Consider the following 16,709-nt stretch of genomic DNA (forward strand, 5'->3'; position numbering starts at 1 on the left):
TCAGTATGTCCACATTGGACTGGGGCCGTTCGCCAGCGAACGGCCCCAGCCGGTCGTCTCAGACTCCCGCGGTGGTGCGGATCCAGCTGCGGCTCGCCGCGACACTGGCGTAGTTCTGGGTGCCCTGCGGGTTCGTGCCGGAGTTGCTGCCGGTCGAGCAGACGCCGACCTGGACGCCGTTCGCGAGCTGCGGTCCGCCCGAGTCGCCGTGCCAGGCGGAACCGTTGATGCCGACGCTGGCGATGGCCTGGCCGCCGTACGCGTCGCTGCTGGTGCCGGTGATGCGGACGTTGGCCGTCTTCAGGACGCTCGAAGGCGGGTTGTTGCCCTGGGTGCGGCCCCAGCCGTAGATCTGGTTCGTGGTGCCGTTGGCCGGGTTCGCGGAGCCGAGCTTCATGTACGTCGTGCTGACCGCGGTCGTGAGGTGCAGCAGGGCGATGTCGCCGCTCGGGGCGGCCTTCTGCTGGTCGACGTCGGCCTCGGTGCCCTGGTTCAGGTTGACGTTGCCGACCTTGACGTGCATTCCGGGCTTGTTGAGGCAGTGCTTCGCGGTGAGGACCCACTGCGGCGCGATGATCGTGCCGGAGCAGTTGAAGCCGCCGAACGCGGTGGCGTCGTCCCAGTAGATCTGGGCGCCCCACGGAGCGGAGCTCACGGTGCCGCCGCCGATGATGTCCTGGCCCGCGTTCGCGGCGGGGGTGGCGGCAAGGGTCAGCGCCGCGGCGGCGCCCGCCACCGTTGCGACGATCTTGGACATACGCATGAATACGCCCTTCGGCCTGCGTCGGGGAAACCGTTTCGAGTCGAAACGGTTTCACCAAGTTAGGTCGCGGTAAGGGTTTTAGTAACCTACCGAAGTCGGTAACCGCCGTGAGGAATGTATTGGCGCGTCCGTTGTATCCGTTTTGCTGGAAAAGTGTTCGTCTTTAGGCTGTCGGAGTGACGACCAGGGTGATCGTGTTGAACGGCGGCTCCAGTTCCGGCAAATCGGGGATCGCCCGGTGCCTGCAAGCGGTGCTGCCGGATCCCTGGCTCACCCTCGGCGTGGACACCTTGATCGGCGCCATGCCCGCCGCGGTCGACGAGGGGATCGACTTCGCCGGTGACGGCGGGGTGAGCGTCGGATCCGGTTTCCGGCGGCTCGAGGACGCGTGGATGGCCGGTGTCGCGGCGATGGTGCGGGCGGGGGCCAGGGTCGTCATCGACGACGTTTTCCTGGGTGGCGCCGCGTCGCAGCAGCGGTGGCGCGACGCGTTGGACGGGCTCGAAGTGCTCTGGGTCGGCGTCCGGTGTGACGGTGCCGTGGCCGCCGGGCGGGAGACGGCGCGCGGGGACCGGGTCGCGGGAATGGCGGAGGCACAGGCCGAGATCGTGCACCGGGGCGTGGTCTACGACGTCGAGGTGGACACCGGAGTGAACGAGGCTCTGGCCTGTGCCAGGGTGATCGCCTCCGCTATTGGAAGGTGAGCTGCACCTTGACCAATTCGCCGCCTGTCGAGAAATCGCTGCCGACGACCGAGCAACCCCCGCTCAAGGTCTTGCAATCGTAAGCGCGGTCGTCGAACGACATATGCCGGTAGACCGTGGCGGTGGTCGAGATGACGCCGTTGGCGTCCGCTGTCGGATATCCGATGATGTAACAGCTGCCGTCCTCGGTGGGGCATTCGAGCAGCAGGATCTGGCGGTTGGCGTCGAGGCCGCCGGCCGTGACGGTCACGGTCTGCTCGGCGGCGAGATTCGTCGACGGTGACACGGACATCGTCCAGGCTTGCGCCTGGGCCGTCGCCGTGCCGGACAGGCCGACGACGGCGATCGCCGCGGTGACCGCAGTGGTGACCGCAGTGGTGATTGCGCGCCTCGGAAGTTTCATAATTCCCCCTCGTGTCTGATTCGCTTTCCCAGCCTGCCGTCGTTATGCGAGAGGCGTCAACCCCTTCGATTCGTTATCACGCGCGTCACAATCGAGTGCGTCGGATTTCTGAGGCGGATGACAAGCGCGCGGGTATGGATTGCCTTGCGCGAACGGCGCCGAGTACGGTTCGGTTCGCTACCTCGATTCCGTTGGCTGTGAAGGATTTGAGCCCTATGACTCTGGCGAATCGACGCGCCTTCCGGCTGCTCACGGCCGGCGTGGTGCTCTCGCTGGGAGCCTTTTCGCTGAGCTCGGCTTCCGCCGCCCAGGGCGAGGTCGACGCTCCGCGTGCGGACGCGCCCGCCATGGCCGCGGGTTTGAAGGCGTCGTATTTCGTGCGGAATACCGTATCGCGCATTGCGAAGCTGAACTCTCAACTGGCTACCGGTGAGGGACGTTTCGATGGCACTGTCGACTCGGTGAAAGAAACCCTGACGGGTTCGATCACTCTGCCGCCCACTGTGAACGCGTATTTCGTGGCTTTTCGCTTCATGCCGGTGACGAGCACCGTCAGCCTGGTTTCCGAGGGCGACCAACACGGGGTATTGGTGAAGAACCCCGGCGACGCGGGTGTGGTGGCTCCCCGGCTTTTCCCGGACGGCAAGAAGTACCTGTCGGTGATCATCGACCTGACGCTCAGCCTCGGCCTTCGCCTGAGCGACACCAAGGTCGATGGCAAGGTGCTCGATCTGGGGCCTAATTGCAAAACGGCGGCTCCGCTGACGATCAAGGTCAAGGGGCTGACCGGGCTGCAGGACACGGCGCCGCCGACAGTGCTCACGAGCAGCTTCGAGATCCCGCCGTTCTCGGGGTGTGGGGTGCGGGAGGATCTGGACAAGCTGCTGACCGGCATGATCTCCGGGCCTGGCAACGAGATGAGCACCACGATCGCGGTGCGTTGTATCAGCACTTGTCCTGAGGGGTAGTTGTTCGTCGGGGTCGTGGCTGAGGCGCTGTTCTTTGTGGTTGGTTTGTTGATGGACAAGGGTTTTGTTCGTGGGAGCGTGAGTCGGCCGATGGTCTCGGGCGGCTTGGCGCGTGGTCGCCGAGTCTCGGATCGGTGGTAGGTCTGGGCTCTTGTCGTGGTAAGACGAGGGCTCGGGACGCGGTCGTTCCGGGCCTTGCCCACGACGAAGGGCGTGTCGGTGTTGCCGCCCGGTATGTAGCTGAGTAGCCGTCAAGGTGCTGTGCCGCATGGCTTGCAGCCGGGCAGGCCGCATGGGTGCCGGTGTCACCGGCCGACATGCTCCCGGAGTGGCGCCGCACAGCTGCCAGGCCGGATTTGGGCTCGCCGGTGTCGCCGCCCGGAGTGTGTCCGGGTGGCCCCGAGTGTGTCTGCGCCGGTTAGAAGGGCGGGGTTTCGTCCTCCGGTTCCGGCCGTGGGTCGTGGAGTGGTTCGGGGGCTGCGGTGTAGGTGTGGCCGGTGGGGGTGGTGATGGTCATGCCGCCGTTGCCGGTGGGTTCTGCCGACCAGCCGGGCTCCTCTTTGAGCATGTTGTGGATCTTGCAGGCGGCGTGGCAGTTGTGGTGGTCGGTGTCGCCGTTCCGCGCCCAGGTGGTGATGTGGTCGATCTCAGAGAATTCGGCAGGGCGGTGACAGCCGGGGTGGGTGCATTCGCGGTCCCGCGCCTTGATCAGACGAGCGAGTGAGGCCGGGGGCCGGTAGGTGCCGGGGCTGGCTTCGAGGAGCTGTCCGGTGGTGGGGTCGGTGATCAACCGGGACCAGGTCGAGCCGGGGGCGGCGGCGATCTCCCGGGTAAGCCAACCGGGGATGGGCCCGTAACCAGCCAGCGTCGCGGGATCCTCCCGCGCACCGGTCAAGGTCAACAGGTCGACATAGACGTGGACGTGCGCGCGAGGTGTGCCGTGACCATCCTCGGCCAGCAGCCGCTCGGCGAAGATATCCGCCCGGTGCTGATCGAGAGTGCGGGTCTTGTCGGATTGGCGGCGGGCTTTGGCCGCACGGGCCAATGAGGCGTAGATCGAGCCGGCCACTTCGGAAGGCAAGAAACCGCTGAGGGTGGACATGGTGTCGTCCTCGTGTTTTAACGAGACATGTCGCGACGCGCGCTTTCTCGCGGCCCGTACCCGATAGCCGTCGGGGTCGAACTTCTGCACGGCGTAACTCACCGATTTGCCGATCGCTCCGGGATCTCGCTCGGCGAGCCGTCCGGCCATGAAATCGTCCACCAGGGCGGCGACCTCATCGGAGACCTCGCGGGTCAGCCGGCAGACCTTCGACGCCTTGTACAGATCGATGTCGCCCAGTTCCAGTGCCCGCAACGTGTTCGGCAACCGGCGAACCAACGCGCACGAGGTTTCGACCAGCAGGAAAGCGTGATTGCGGGAGACCGAGAAGGCCAGAGCGACCTCCTCGGTCACCGATCTTCGTGAGCCACCCACCGCGGCGAATCCGGCTAACGAACGCACCTGTCGGCCTTGTGCGCGGCGAAGCACGATCTCCTCGTCGTGGGCGGCATCGAGAAGCTGAGCGGCTTTCGGATTGAAAGCAAGTGATTGGGTCATGACCAAGATCATACTCGAACATGAGTTCGACCGCCACTGAATCCGCCGGATGGTTTCAGCTGGTGAGCGCGCCGCCTCTGGGTTGGCATCCCGGCGCCTGCCGTAGCCGGTCGTCAAATTTTCCTGTGATGCCAACGAGTTTTGCCTCGCAAGTATCCTGGCAAGTCGGATCGTTTGGGGATATTGGTGCAGTGGCCCGTAAATCTGCCGAGACTCGGCGCGCCGCCGACCTGATCAACCAATCCGTGAACCCATCCACGTATCCCCAAAATCCCGCCCAACAAAGGCAAGTAGCCGCCAATGAGCGGCAACCCCGTCCGGAGCTGCAAGCTCGGGCCCGAACATCCCAGGCCGCCGAAAAGCCCCAAAGTCCATATCCCGCATAGTGTCCAGAAGTTCCGCGCACTGACGCTGGTCGACAAGCTCCTCCTGTCCGGTCGTGACAGCGAGGTCGACACCGTGGACGACGACTTCGGTGAGATGGATGAGCGCGGCCAAATGTCCGGGTACGCGTCCGAATCCCAAGTGGACGGTGGTGTGCAACGCGTCCGGACGGTGCCAGGCTGCCCGGTCGAGTTCGGCGGCGGTCTTGAAGGCGGCGTGATGGTCGGCGCCGAGCCAGTCGTCGTGGTGGTCCCTGTCGACCGAGGCGCCCGACAGTTCCCCGGCGAAGATCCGCATGCCGCCCACGAGGTGGTTGAGCTCGAAGCGGTTGTCCCAGCCGGAACACAGTGACGGTGCCGGTAATTGGTCGGCGTGGATGCCCTCGACGATGGCGGCGGTGACGTCGATGGCGCTGTCGATGCGGTTGATCATGCCGTGCTCCAGAGTCTCTAAAGCAGCTGAAGACTGCTTTAGCAACGGACCCTAGCAAACAAACGCAACCACGAGCTGCGTTAGGCTGAGTTTCATGGCGGAACCGACACGAAGGCCCGGAGGGCGCAGCGAACGGGTGCGCGCGGCGGTGCACCAGGCGGTCATGGACCTGGTGGTCGAACGCGGCTACGGCATGTTCACCGTCGGGGACGTGGCCGCGCGAGCCGGCGTGGCGGACACGAGCATCTACCGTCGTTGGGGCACCCTCGAAGACCTGACCGCCGACGTGGCCTTGACCTGGCTCACCACGAACTCACCGATCCCGGACACCGGCAGTTTGGACGGCGACCTGCGCGCCTACGCGTCCGGCGTGGCGCGCGACATCGGCGGACCCGCGGGGTTGGCGATCCTGCGCCTGGTCATCGCCTTGCCCAAGGAAGGCGAGGCCCGCGACCAGTTCCTCGCCGAACGCGGCAAGCAACTCCAGACGATGCTCGACCGCGCACGCACCAGGGGCGAACACCCACCCGACGCCCTCGAGGTGCTCGATCACATCCTGGCGCCTCTCTACATCCGAACCCTGTTCGGCACCGGCCCGCTCACGCCGGAGTACGTCGACGCGCTCGTCGACCGGTTGTGAGCGGCGCTCAGTCCTCCACCGGCTTCGTCCACGCCACCTGCACCAGCCCGGTCCCATCCCGCCGCGAGACCAGTACACCCCGCCCGGCGGGCTGCGGTCCCGGCTTCACGTCGCCGAGCAGCGCCCCTTCGTCCCGCGAGCCGGACATCACGAGGCCGGGCGAACCCAGCTCCCGGATCCGTTGCAGCACGGGCTCGAACAGGGACCGTCCGGCGCCGCCACTGCCGCGCGCGATGACGAGGTGGAGGCCGATGTCCCGAGCCTGCGGCAGGAATTCCAGCAGCGGCTGCAACGGGTTCCGGCCGACGGTCGCGACCATCTCGTAGTCGTCGACGAGCACGAACAGCTCCGGACCGCGCCACCAGGACCGGTTCCGCAACTGCTCCGGCGTGACGTCCGCGCCGGGCAGCCGGTTCCGCATCGCCTGCTGGCACTGCTCGATCAGCCCGCTCAGCACGGTTTCCGAACCCGCGTAGCCGAGCAGATGCGAATCCGGCACCGCGCCCAGCATCCCTCGCCGGTAGTCGGCGACCACGATGGCCGCTTCTTCCGGGGAGTACTTCGACACGATGCCTTGAGCGATCGCGCGCAGGAGCGAACTCTTGCCGGATTCCACGTCGCCGAAGGCCAGGAAATGCGGTTCGGTGGCGAAATCAAGGTGCACCGGCCGCAGGTTCGATTCCGCGATGCCGAGCGTGATCTGCTTGCGCGGCCCGGATTCCAGCGAGTCGAGCGGGACCTCCGGCGGCAGCAGCCGCACGGAAGGTGCCGCCGCACCCTTCCAAGCCGCCGAAATCCGGCGGTTCAGATCCAGCCCACCGACGCCGACGGTGTCCGGCCGCTGGTCCGAGTCGATCCGCGGGAGCGCCGCGAGGAAGTGCAGCTTGTCCGCGGTCAACCCGCGCCCCGGCCGGTCCGCCGGGACGTTCTGCGCGATCTTGCGGTCGATCAGCGAGTCCGCCGGTTCACCGAGCCGCAGTTCGAACTTGGTGCCGATCGCGTCCCGCAACGGCGCCCGCATGCCCATCCACTGGTTGATCGAGACGACGACGTGGATGCCGAAACCGAGCCCGCGTGACGCGAGGCTGGTGATCTGCTCCTCCAGCTGCTCGTATTCCTGGCGGATCGTGGTCCAGTTGTCCACGAACAGGAAGACGTCGCCGAACTCGCGGCCTTCCGTACTCTCCCGGAACTCCGAGCGCCGCTGGCGGAACGTCGTGATCGACTCGATCCCGTTGGCGGAGAAGAACTCCTCGCGCTGTTCGAGCAGGGTCGTCAGCTCCGCCACCACCCGGCGGCATCGCTGGGCGTCGCGCCGCGTCGCGTAGCCGGACACGTGGGGCAACCCGGCGATCGGTGCCAGCGCGCCACCACCCATGTCCAGCACGAACAACTGGACCTCTTCCGGTGTGTGGGTCAGCGCGAGCATCGCGGCGATGTCGCGCATCAGCGTGCTCTTGCCGCTCTGCGGCGCCCCGACGATCAGCGCGTGCCCGGCGGCGCCGGAGAAATCGGCCCACAGCATGTCGCGCCGCTGCTCGAAGGGCTTGTCCACCAACGCGACCGGGATCATCAGCTTGCCGTTGCCGCCCCAGCCCAGCGGGCACAGGCCGCGTTCGGGGTCTTCACCGAGCGGCGGCAGCAGCTGGTCCAGGGTGGGCGGTTCGGCCAGCGGCGGAAGCCAGATCTGGTGCGCCTCCGGGCCTTTGCCTTCGATCCGCGAGATCATCGCGCCGATGATCGTCTCGCCGGTGCCCTTTTCGACCGGTTCCTCGGCCTCGACGGTCACCGGGATCTCGACCGGCGCCAGCGTGAACGGCATCAGGCCGAGACTCCGGCCGTCCTTGCGCACGATCTTGCTGCGCGGCGGCAGTTCCCCCGAGACGTACGCGGCCTTGAGCCGGATGAGGGTGTCGTTGTCGGACTTCAGATACGCCGAACCCGGCACGGGCGGCAGCTGGTAGGCGTCCGCGACGCCGAGCACCGCGCGGCTCTCCGACGCGGAGAAGGTCCGCAGGCCGATCCGGTACGACAGATGCGAATCGAGCCCGCGCAGCCGTCCTTCCTCCAGGCGCTGCGAGGCCAGCAGCAGATGGATCCCGAGGCTCCGGCCCAGCCGCCCGATCGCGACGAACAGGTCGATGAACTCCGGCCGCGACGACAGCAGCTCGCTGAATTCGTCGATGATCACCAGCAGCGACGGCAGCGGCCGCAGGTTGACACCCGATTCCCTGGCCTTTTCGTAGTCCCGCACCGACGCGTAGTTCCCGGCGGCGTGCAGGAGCTCCTGACGCCGCAACAGTTCGCCGTTCAGCGCGTCCGCCATGCGGTCGACCAGCGCGAGGTCGTCGGACAGGTTGGTGATGACGGCGCAGGTGTGCGGCAGCCCGGTCATCCCCGCGAACGTCGCGCCGCCCTTGAAGTCGATCAGCGCGAGGTTGAGCTTCTCCGAAGAATGCGTGACGGCGAGCGCGGTGACCAGTGTCCGCAGCAGCTCGCTCTTGCCGGATCCGGTCGCGCCGATGACGAGGCCGTGCGGACCCATGCCGCCTTCCGCCGACTCCTTGAGGTCGAGGTCGACGGGCCTGCCTTCGGGGTTGACGCCCAACGGGATCCGCAGCCGGTCCCGCGCCGAACGCGGTGCCCAGGTGACCGCGGTGTCGGTGTCGCGCGGATCGCCGATGCCGAGCAGCCCCGCCAGCCCGAACGTCGCCGACATTGGCGCCTCGCTGACCACCGCCGCCCCCTGGAACAGCGGCGTCAGCATCCGGGACAGCGCTTCGGCGGCCCCGCGGTCCAAGGTGTCCGGCTTGCCGAGGAACCCGAGCCGCTGCTCCGTCCCGTCGCCGACGACCATGCCGAGCTGTTCGGGACTCATGTGCAGGCTCAACAACCGTTCCGACGAGACCGAGCGCGGCTGCTCCGTGCCGATCTCCACCACGGTGACGCCGAGCCTGCCTTCTTCGGCGACGAGCCGGGTGTCGCCGTGGACGTGCCCGCCGTCGACGATCACGACGACGTGCGGCAGGTCCAGCCGGGCGTCCGGCCGCCGGGTGAACGCGGGCCGGTCGGCGAGGTCGGGGCCGAGGAGATCGGCGAGCTTCCCGGAGTCCGCGTCGACGAGCCGTCGCGGGCCGGCGGCGTCGGCCGCGGTCGAGGCGACATGCGGCAGCCACTTCGCCCATTCCCAGTCGTGCAGCCTGTCGTCCTTGACGCACAACGCGATCCGCAGGTCACCGGGCGAGTGGAAGGTCGCGAGCTGGGTCAGCAGCGCCCGCGCCGTGCCGAGGGTGTCCGGACGGCGGCCGGACAGGCTGACCTGCGCGAACGACCGCAGCGAGATCGCGACCGGAAGACCGTCCACCGTCGAGTAGGTGCGGATGAAGTGCTTGAGGTTCGTCGAGCACACCGGGTCGAGGTCTTCCAGTGGCACGGTCTGCGGCGCCTTCAGCGGTGTCGCCAGCCGCTGCGGCCCTGTCCCGACGCGCACCTGCCCGAACTGCGGATCGGATTTGCGGCGATCCCACAGCTTCCCCGTCTCGATGTACGCCCACAGATCCGCCGGGTCGGGCTGCAACGCGGCCATCGCCGCCCGCTGGTTGTCCGCGATCTCGCGGACCTGGCCGCGCAAACCGGTCAGATACCGCTGGTAGTCCCGGCGTTCCTCGTTGATCTGCGCCTTCTTCTGCGCGCCGCCGCGGCCGAGCGACATCACCACCATGCCCACCATCGCGGTGAGGAACAACGCGCCGAAGATGTAGGTCATGACCCCGCCGTCGCGTCCGATGTAGACGAACGACATGGCGCCCATGCCCAGCATCATCGGCATGAACATCAGCAGCTGCATGGCTCCGCCGGAGGAGCCCTTCGGCAGCATCGGCGGGGACTGCAGGACGATCTCACCGGGCTGCTCGCCCAGGGCCGGCAGGCGGTCGCGAGTGGCGCTCATCAGGGTCTTTCTGGCCGCTTGTGGGTAATCCTGCCGATCATTCTGGCCACTCGTGCCGCCCTTGCGGTGGGTACTTTTGCCGTCCGCTCACGTCTGGTGGCGAACTTACGCTGCTGGTCACGCAGACGTGGGGGAACGAGAGAAGGAGAGCCATGGTCGGCACGGGCGAGTACCGGGCGGAGCCCGAGGCCATGCGCTCGGCGGTCGGGAACCTGGGCGGCATCATCATGCAGGGCATCAACGTCGTCGCCGACCTCGAACGCACCGTCCTGCAGCCGATGTCGTTCGCCACGTTCGGCAGCGCGGTGGCGGCGGCCAACACGGCGATGCAGAGCCAGCAGGTGGTCGCGGTCCGCACCCTGCTCCAGCTGCTGCAGCAGATCAACGGCTTCATCAAGAGCAGCGCCGACGCGTACCAGGCCGCCGACGAGGCGGTCGCGGGCGGATACGGCGGCCGCCCCGGCGGCGGTGCCGGATCGACGTCTTCGTCGATCTGGGGGAACTCGCACGCCTCCGAGCTGGCGACACTGGCCATCAACGACAGCGCCGGCGCCAACGGCGAGCCGTCTTCGGTCGGCAACGTGCTGCGCTACCTGGAGGACGCGCGGCTGGGACAGCTCGGCGACCACCCGATCACCGACACGCGGTTCCACGGCGTCTCGGACTTCAACGACTGGCTGGCCGGTGACGCCGACAACCAGGCGCGGGTCGGGGTCATCGAGGTCTACGCGGGTACGGCTCGCAACTTCGGCGACGTGCCGGGCGGTGTGCACAGCGGCGACGTCGTCGTGGTCGAACCGCTCCTGTTCTCCGACAGCAAGCCGATCATCGCCATCGCCGGAGAGGGCGGGCTGCTCTACAACCACGGACTCGTCGAAGCGGACATCAACGGCCTGGCGAAGGTCAGCGTCTACCGCCCGGCTTCCGTCTGACTTCCGGCCTGAGGAGCGACATGCTGACTTACCCCAATTCCAGCGCGATGGACGCCACGGCGTCCTCGGGCGGGCCGATCACCATCCTGCCGCAGATCCTCACCGGCCAGCCGGAGCAGATCGCGAAGCACGTGCTCGAGGTGCTCAAGAAGGCCAACGAGTTCCTCACCATGTACAACGAGGTGACGAAGGCCGCCGAGCAGCTGGGCAAGATCTGGTCCGGCGGCGCGTCGGACTCCGCGCTGAAGAAGATCACCGATTCCCTGAACTCGCTGACCAAGATCATCCAGGTCGTGCAGAAGGGTGCCGAGCTGCTCGGCATCGCCGGGACGCTGATCAAGACCGCGCAGACCGCGTACAAGGCGGTGGTCTCGGCGGTGAACCCGACGGTCGCCGGCCTGATGTCGAATCCGTGGACCTACGGCGCCGCGGTCGCGCTTTCCACCGCCACCAGTGCTTCGCTGCGCGCGTTCATCACCGCGATCGGCGCGCTGCTGAAAGCGCTCGGCGTGGTCGACCTCGCCAACCAGATCACCCAGATCGCCACCATCATCGGCGAGGTCCAGAAACTGTTCGGGCACAACGACGCCGGTGACAACGGCGCGGCGGGCAACTCGGCGGTCTCCGGCACCCCGGTCACCAACCCGCAGGCCCCGGGTTCGGTCGCCAGCGGTTCGGGGCAGGCCGCGATCGGTGGTTCCGGTGGCGGCGCGGGCGGTGGTTCGACGCCGGGCGAGACGCCGCCGTTCACCCAGTACCGGCCGCCGGCGTTGGGCGGCAACGGATCCCAGGGCAACTGGCCGGGTGGCGCCGACGCCTGGATCCCGGTGGACAGACCCTCGGGCGGCGGCGCGGGTTCGCCGGGCTCGTTCCCGGGAGCGGGCGCGGGTGCGGGCAACGGGAACACCGTCACCATCACCACCGACCTGAGCACCGGCAAGTCCACCGTGCAGGCGCCGGGTGGTCAGGACATCGATATCGACATCGACATGAACTACGGCGGCAAGCATTTCGAGCAGCACATCGACATCGACGCAGGCGCGGATTCACCGGCGAAGGGCAGGTAAACCGTGTGGGGGAGCGGTGTGGTCGACGCTTCGGGCGTCGTCAGCTCGATCCTGTCGAATTACCGGCGGCTCGTGGTCGAGTACCAGCGGCGGGTCACCGGTGACCCTTCGGCGCTGACCGCGGCCGGTCAGCGGTGCGGCGACCGGGCGTCGACGGTTTCCGGCCGGGCGGACGAGATCGGCAAGGCGTCGAAGGCGCTCAACGCGTCTTGGGAAGGCGACGCCTACACGGCGTTTTCCGTCTCCGCCACGAAACTGTGCCAGGAACTCGGCGAGCTCGGCGCGAAACTGAGCGACCAGTCGAACCGGCTGAGGGCGGGAGCGCAGGCGCTGCAGGGCGCGAAGTCCTGTGTGGACTCGATCCTCGCGCAGTTCGACCAGTACGCCGCGCAACTCACCAGCCAGGCGCGGACGGCGAACGCGAACGCGGTCAACGCGTTCATCTCCGCCGCCCGCCAGCTCGGTGAACGCGCCGCGCAGGCGGCGCAGGAGATCGCCGAGGAGCTGAGCGAGGAACTCGCGCGGCTGTTCCCGCCGGGGGGCACCGGCCGGATCGAGCACGAGCTCGGCAAATGGGGCCGCGGCCCGTTGTACTGGCTCAACGGCGAAGCGCTCGACGGCCGCAAGCGCCCGCGTTCGCATCCTTCGTGGTTCGGCAATTCCGGCTGGAAGAAGCTCACCTGGGACGGCCTCGAAGGCACGCGCGCCCCGCGGGCGGGCGACACCCCGTTCGGCAGGCCGAAGCCGGAGAGCCTGGGCGAAAAGGCCTGGGGCAACACCGAGATCACCTACGCCAAGTGGAAGCAGGAGCAGGACGGCTTCACCCCGGGGTGGGACGCCAAGATCTCCACACAGGGCTGGGACTTCAAGGCGTCCGGGCACGCCGAATTGGCCGCCTTCAAGGAAGAACTCGAAGGCAAGAAGGAATGGGGCGTCGCTTCGGCCAGTGCCAAGGGGACCGCGTTCGTCGGCGGCGAGGTGAACGGATCGCTGCAGGCGGGCGCGCACGGGGTCGGCGTGCACGCCAACGCCTTCGTGGGCGGCAAGATCGAAGGCGAGCTCGCGGCGGACGTGGCGGGCGTGGGCGTCGGTGCGAGCGGCACCCTCCAATACGGACTCGGCGCGCAGCTCGACGGCCAGGCCGTCTACGACGCCGGGCACATCAAGGTCAACTTCAAGGCGGGTGTCGCGCTCGGGCTCGGTGCCGGGATCGGCGCGAAGATCGACATCGACCTGCCGAAGATCGCGGACACCTTCGGCGAGTACGGCGGCGCGGCCGTCGACGCGGTGAGCGGTGCGGCCGGCCAGGCGGCCGACGCCGTCGGCGAGGCATGGGACGACGCGATCTCCTACGTGGGCACGTGGTGACGGGGATGAACGACATGGCGACACAGGACCGGGTCTCCCTTCCGCTCGGCTTCGACATCCCCGACGGCTGGGTGCCGGTCGAGCCGTCGTCCGTGGGTGCCGAGGGCGCCGTCTTCGTGGCGGTGCATCGCGGGACCGCGTCGGAGTTCACCCCGAACATCACCCTGAGCGTCGGGCAACGGCCGGACCAGGCGCAGATCACCGACATCGCCGACGAGGCCGTCGAACGTCTCGGCCGGTCCATGGCCGCGCTCGAAGTGGTGCGGCGCAAGGTGATCGGCACCGGCATCGCGCCGGGCGTGACGCAGGTGCTGCGTATCCGCACCGGCGAAGGACAGGACCTCGTCCAGACGCAGGTGCAGCTGACCGTGCCGGGGGCGAGCCCGGCCGAGCGGCTGATCCTCGAGATCGCCTGCACCGCGACCCCCGAGGCGGCCCGCGGCCTCGGCGACGACTTCCGGCGGTTCGTGGGCAGTGTCCACGTCCGGCGGGATACCACCGCAGATGAAGGAGAAGACTCGTGACCACCGACCCCTACGCCATGCCGGACATGGACGAGTTGCTGGACCAGGTCCGCAAGCAGACCGAAGAGGTACAGCGCATCCAGCGTTCGGTCGAGGCGATGGAGGTCAAGGCGCATTCCCGGCAGAACGAGGTCACCGTCGTGCTGCGCGGGGACGGCCGGTTCACCTCGATCGACATCGACCCGCGCGCGGTGCGTCAGTACGACGCGCGCAACCTCTCGGAGATCGTGCTGGAGGCGGTCAACAACGGGCTGCAGAAGCTGGCCGAGGCCAGCAGCGCGAAGTTCGCCCCGGTCATCGAGTCCGCCAAGTCGATCGAAGCATGACGGCCGCGATCGCGGGCTCCACCCGGCGCGTCACGGTGGTGACACCGCGGGCGCGCGTCGATGTGGCGCTGCCGCAGCAGAGCACGTTCGCCGAACTCGTCCCGCAGCTCGTGCGGCTCGCGGGTGCCTCGGGGCAGGCGTCGGCCGAACATCCCGGCTGGGTGCTGTCCCGCCTCGGCGGCGCGCCGCTCGCGCTCGGGCTCACCGTGGCCGCCGCGCAGGTGCGCGACGGCGAAGTACTCCATCTGACCCCGCGGGAACGCCCGCGGGGTCCGCTGCTGTTCGACGACGTCGTCGATTCGATCGCCAGCGTCGCCGAGGCGGGCACCGGCCGCTGGGGACCGTCGGTGGCACGCAAGGCGGGCATCGTCGCGTCCGTGGTGCTGTTGCTCGCCGGTGGGCTGCTGGTGCAGGCGGCGGCGTCCGGGAGTGTGCTCGCGCCGATCGGGACCGGGCTGCTCGCGCTGGTCCTGGTGCTGGGCGGCGGTGCGCTGAGCCGCGCGTACGGCGACGCGGAGGCCGGTGCCGCCGGTGCCCTCGCCGGGGTCGGCGCGGCCCTGCTGGCCGGGATGTCGATCCTGTCGCCGCATCCGCTGTTCTCCCTGTCGGCGGGACCGCTGGCCGCGGGGCTCGCGGTGGTGACCGTGTACGGCGTGATCGCGGCCGTTTCGGTGGCGGACCGGTTGCCGTGGTTCGTCGCGGTGACCGTCGCGGCCGGGCTCGGCGCGATCACCACCGCCGTCGTCCTGCTGGCCGACGTCCGCCCGGTTTCGGCGGCCGCCGTGGTCGCCGTCGTGGCGACGGCACTGGCCGCGGTGGCGCCGATGATGGCGCTGCGGCTCGGCAGGCTGCCGCTGCCGCGGGTGCCGGACGACATGGACTCGTTCCGCGCCGACGAGAACCCTTCGCTCGGCGAGGACATGGTCGGCGGGACGACGTACGCGCAGGCGTTGCTGACCGGGCTGCTCGTCGCGCTCGGGCTCGTCGTGGTCTCGGCGTCGGTGGTCCTGTCGTCGTCCGACGGGGCCTGGGAAGCGGGGCTGTGCGCGCTGCTGGGCCTGGCGCTGATGCTGCGCTCGCGCGCGTTCGCCGGCCGTTCGCAGCGGCTCGTGCTCGTCGGTTTCGGCGCGGCGGCCTTGGCGGCGGCCGGTTTCTGGCTCGCGGCGGGTGGTCCGCGCTCGTTCGTCTTCGCCGCCGGCTGTGCCGTCGTCGTCGCGGCGGGCGTCTGTCTCACCTACGCGACGCGTGTCGCGAAGGGACGGCGTTCCCCTTACTGGGCAAGGACTCTCGATATCGTCGAGTTCCTGGTGCTGCTCTCGCTGATCCCGTTCGTCGGCATGATCGCGGGCGTTTACGAGGCCGTGCGAGGCTGATCCCTCTTCCCGCATTTCGTCCTCTGAATGCGATCGTTGCGCGACGCAACGACCGCATTCAGAGGACGAAATGCGTCACGTCCGTGGAGGATTCCTTCCCTACCCTCAGAGAAGAAAGGAACCCTCCACGGACCGTCCCCTCAGTTCTCCAGCGCCAGCGGCAGGGTCCGCCGGACCGCAGCCGCGTGCCGTCCGTGCAGTGGGGTCACCGCGATCCCGTTCGGCCGCACCGTTTCCGCCCCCGGTCGCCCGCCGACCCGGATGGTCACCTCGGACTTCTCGCGCCCGCCGGGGGAGCGGTACAGCGTGTACGAAGTTGCGGTGAACGCCGAGCCGGGGACGTGAAGGTCCAGTGTCCGCGCGAGACCCCGCTCGGACCGCGGCCGGTAGCAGACCTGCGACGCGCCGCCCCAGTCCCAGGAACGCCAGCCGTCGACCGGCGCGCCCTGGCCGCTGCCGAGCGCGACGCGCAGGTTTTCCGCCACTTCACCGGCTTCGAGCACGGTGCTCTCGAACCCGGCTTCGGCCAGCGCGCCCATGAGGGACAGCGCCGCGCAGGCGGTGCTCCGCAGCGCGCCCAGTTCCCCGCCGCCCCTGGCGAGCGCCGCGATCGGCGCGTCCTCTGGCCGGTACCGGACGGTGAGCCAGCGGACGCGCAACACCGACTGTCCATTGGGGACGGTCCAGGTCAGCAGTTGCGCGCTGGACAAAGGGATTCCGGTGTTCGTGTACGCGTCACGCAGGATGCCGACGAGCAGGTCCGGCGTCGGCGCCACGGCGCCGGGGGTGAGCCGGACGATGGCGCTCCATCCCTCGCTCACCTCGGCGACGCCGAACCGGTTGCCCGCGCGGTCGACGTGCTGACGCACCCTGGCTGGTCCGGCGAGCCGGTGCAGCGGATCGGGGACTTCGGGCTTTTCCCGGCGCTTCAGCCGGTAACCGGCCCAAGTGAGCAGCCAGCCCGCGGCATGGCGTCCGGCGAAACGGACCGAAGTCGTCAGCACGAGGACGCCGGCGACGGCGGTGATGCTGATCCGCGCGGCCTGCGGGATCCCGTCGACGGTGAAGGCCAGCAGGATCGCGATCCCGGCGATCTCCCAGAGCGCCGCCTGCAGCGGGCGGACCGGCAGCAGCCAAGGCAGTGGCGCCGCACCCGCGACACCTCGCGCGGGAGCGTGTTCCTGGGCCGGGCGGGCCGGGGCATCAACCGACAAGGACTTCCCCTTCTCCGTGCACGCGCCCGACGGTAACCCCGCCCCGCGCGGGGGAGGGGCGT

Annotated in this window: 15 protein-coding genes; 9 read left to right on the forward strand and 6 right to left on the reverse strand. The window is 68.7% G+C overall.

Annotated elements, in window-relative coordinates:
- Window positions 1-58: 58 nt before the first annotated feature.
- Window positions 59-757: a trypsin-like serine protease gene (locus AJAP_RS10890; RefSeq protein WP_038510256.1), complete on the reverse strand. Its 699-nt coding sequence runs from the start codon at window positions 755-757 to the stop codon at window positions 59-61.
- A 182-nt stretch (window positions 758-939) separates the two neighbouring features.
- Between AJAP_RS10890 and cpt the strand changes: the two genes are divergently transcribed.
- Window positions 940-1,467 (forward strand): chloramphenicol phosphotransferase CPT, encoded by a 528-nt coding sequence (gene cpt / locus AJAP_RS10895; protein WP_038510259.1) that lies wholly within the window; start codon window positions 940-942, stop codon window positions 1,465-1,467.
- Here the strand turns inward: cpt and AJAP_RS10900 are convergent.
- Window positions 1,454-1,870, reverse strand: a complete 417-nt coding sequence (locus tag AJAP_RS10900; RefSeq protein WP_038510262.1) for a neocarzinostatin apoprotein domain-containing protein — start codon at window positions 1,868-1,870, stop codon at window positions 1,454-1,456. The genes cpt and AJAP_RS10900 overlap by 14 nt on opposite strands.
- Before the next feature lie 215 nt (window positions 1,871-2,085).
- Between AJAP_RS10900 and AJAP_RS10905 the strand changes: the two genes are divergently transcribed.
- Window positions 2,086-2,838 carry a hypothetical protein gene (locus AJAP_RS10905; protein WP_038510264.1) on the forward strand — a complete coding sequence of 251 codons (753 nt, stop codon included), beginning with the start codon at window positions 2,086-2,088 and terminating at the stop codon, window positions 2,836-2,838.
- Window positions 2,839-3,256: 418 nt separating this feature from the next.
- Here AJAP_RS10905 and AJAP_RS10910 read toward each other — a convergent pair whose 3' ends face one another.
- Together AJAP_RS10910 and AJAP_RS10915 are read right to left on the reverse strand one after the other, a co-directional pair.
- Entirely contained in the window at window positions 3,257-4,294 is a 1,038-nt protein-coding gene (locus AJAP_RS10910) for an HNH endonuclease signature motif containing protein (protein WP_038510265.1), read from the reverse strand.
- 378 nt (window positions 4,295-4,672) lie between these two features.
- Window positions 4,673-5,254 carry a TIGR03086 family metal-binding protein gene (locus AJAP_RS10915; protein WP_038510268.1) on the reverse strand — a complete coding sequence of 194 codons (582 nt, stop codon included), beginning with the start codon at window positions 5,252-5,254 and terminating at the stop codon, window positions 4,673-4,675.
- 94 nt (window positions 5,255-5,348) lie between these two features.
- Here AJAP_RS10915 and AJAP_RS10920 point away from each other — a divergent pair, with 94 nt between their 5' ends.
- A complete protein-coding gene (locus AJAP_RS10920) occupies window positions 5,349-5,894 on the forward strand; it encodes a TetR/AcrR family transcriptional regulator (protein WP_038510275.1) in 546 nt (181 codons plus the stop codon).
- Between the two features lie 7 nt (window positions 5,895-5,901).
- Here AJAP_RS10920 and eccCa read toward each other — a convergent pair whose 3' ends face one another.
- Window positions 5,902-9,843: a type VII secretion protein EccCa gene (eccCa, locus tag AJAP_RS10925; protein ID WP_051972403.1), complete on the reverse strand. Its 3,942-nt coding sequence runs from the start codon at window positions 9,841-9,843 to the stop codon at window positions 5,902-5,904.
- Between the two features lie 152 nt (window positions 9,844-9,995).
- Here eccCa and AJAP_RS10930 point away from each other — a divergent pair, with 152 nt between their 5' ends.
- Genes AJAP_RS10930 through eccD form a run of 6 tightly spaced genes read left to right on the forward strand, consistent with a single transcriptional unit; the run spans window position 9,996 to window position 15,433 of the window.
- A complete protein-coding gene (locus AJAP_RS10930) occupies window positions 9,996-10,775 on the forward strand; it encodes a WXG100 family type VII secretion target (protein WP_037344800.1) in 780 nt (259 codons plus the stop codon).
- 20 nt (window positions 10,776-10,795) lie between these two features.
- The gene (locus AJAP_RS10935) at window positions 10,796-11,842 is read left to right on the forward strand and encodes a hypothetical protein (RefSeq protein ID WP_038510281.1); all 1,047 of its coding nucleotides are present in this window, start codon (window positions 10,796-10,798) and stop codon (window positions 11,840-11,842) included.
- Between the two features lie 18 nt (window positions 11,843-11,860).
- Window positions 11,861-13,210 (forward strand): WXG100 family type VII secretion target, encoded by a 1,350-nt coding sequence (locus AJAP_RS10940; RefSeq protein WP_084098098.1) that lies wholly within the window; start codon window positions 11,861-11,863, stop codon window positions 13,208-13,210.
- Between the two features lie 14 nt (window positions 13,211-13,224).
- Window positions 13,225-13,734: a hypothetical protein gene (locus AJAP_RS10945; protein ID WP_038522815.1), complete on the forward strand. Its 510-nt coding sequence runs from the start codon at window positions 13,225-13,227 to the stop codon at window positions 13,732-13,734.
- Window positions 13,731-14,060, forward strand: a complete 330-nt coding sequence (locus AJAP_RS10950; protein WP_016336001.1) for a YbaB/EbfC family nucleoid-associated protein — start codon at window positions 13,731-13,733, stop codon at window positions 14,058-14,060. Before AJAP_RS10945 ends, AJAP_RS10950 begins: the two co-directional genes overlap by 4 nt.
- Window positions 14,057-15,433 carry a type VII secretion integral membrane protein EccD gene (gene eccD, locus AJAP_RS10955; RefSeq protein ID WP_038510286.1) on the forward strand — a complete coding sequence of 459 codons (1,377 nt, stop codon included), beginning with the start codon at window positions 14,057-14,059 and terminating at the stop codon, window positions 15,431-15,433. Before AJAP_RS10950 ends, eccD begins: the two co-directional genes overlap by 4 nt.
- Before the next feature lie 140 nt (window positions 15,434-15,573).
- On the opposite strand, the gene AJAP_RS10960 is transcribed toward eccD, so the two are convergent.
- Window positions 15,574-16,647, reverse strand: a complete 1,074-nt coding sequence (locus AJAP_RS10960; protein ID WP_038510289.1) for a type VII secretion protein EccE — start codon at window positions 16,645-16,647, stop codon at window positions 15,574-15,576.
- Between the last annotated feature and the right edge of the window lie 62 nt (window positions 16,648-16,709).

Source organism: Amycolatopsis japonica (assembly GCF_000732925.1).
Taxonomy (GTDB): domain Bacteria; phylum Actinomycetota; class Actinomycetes; order Mycobacteriales; family Pseudonocardiaceae; genus Amycolatopsis; species Amycolatopsis japonica.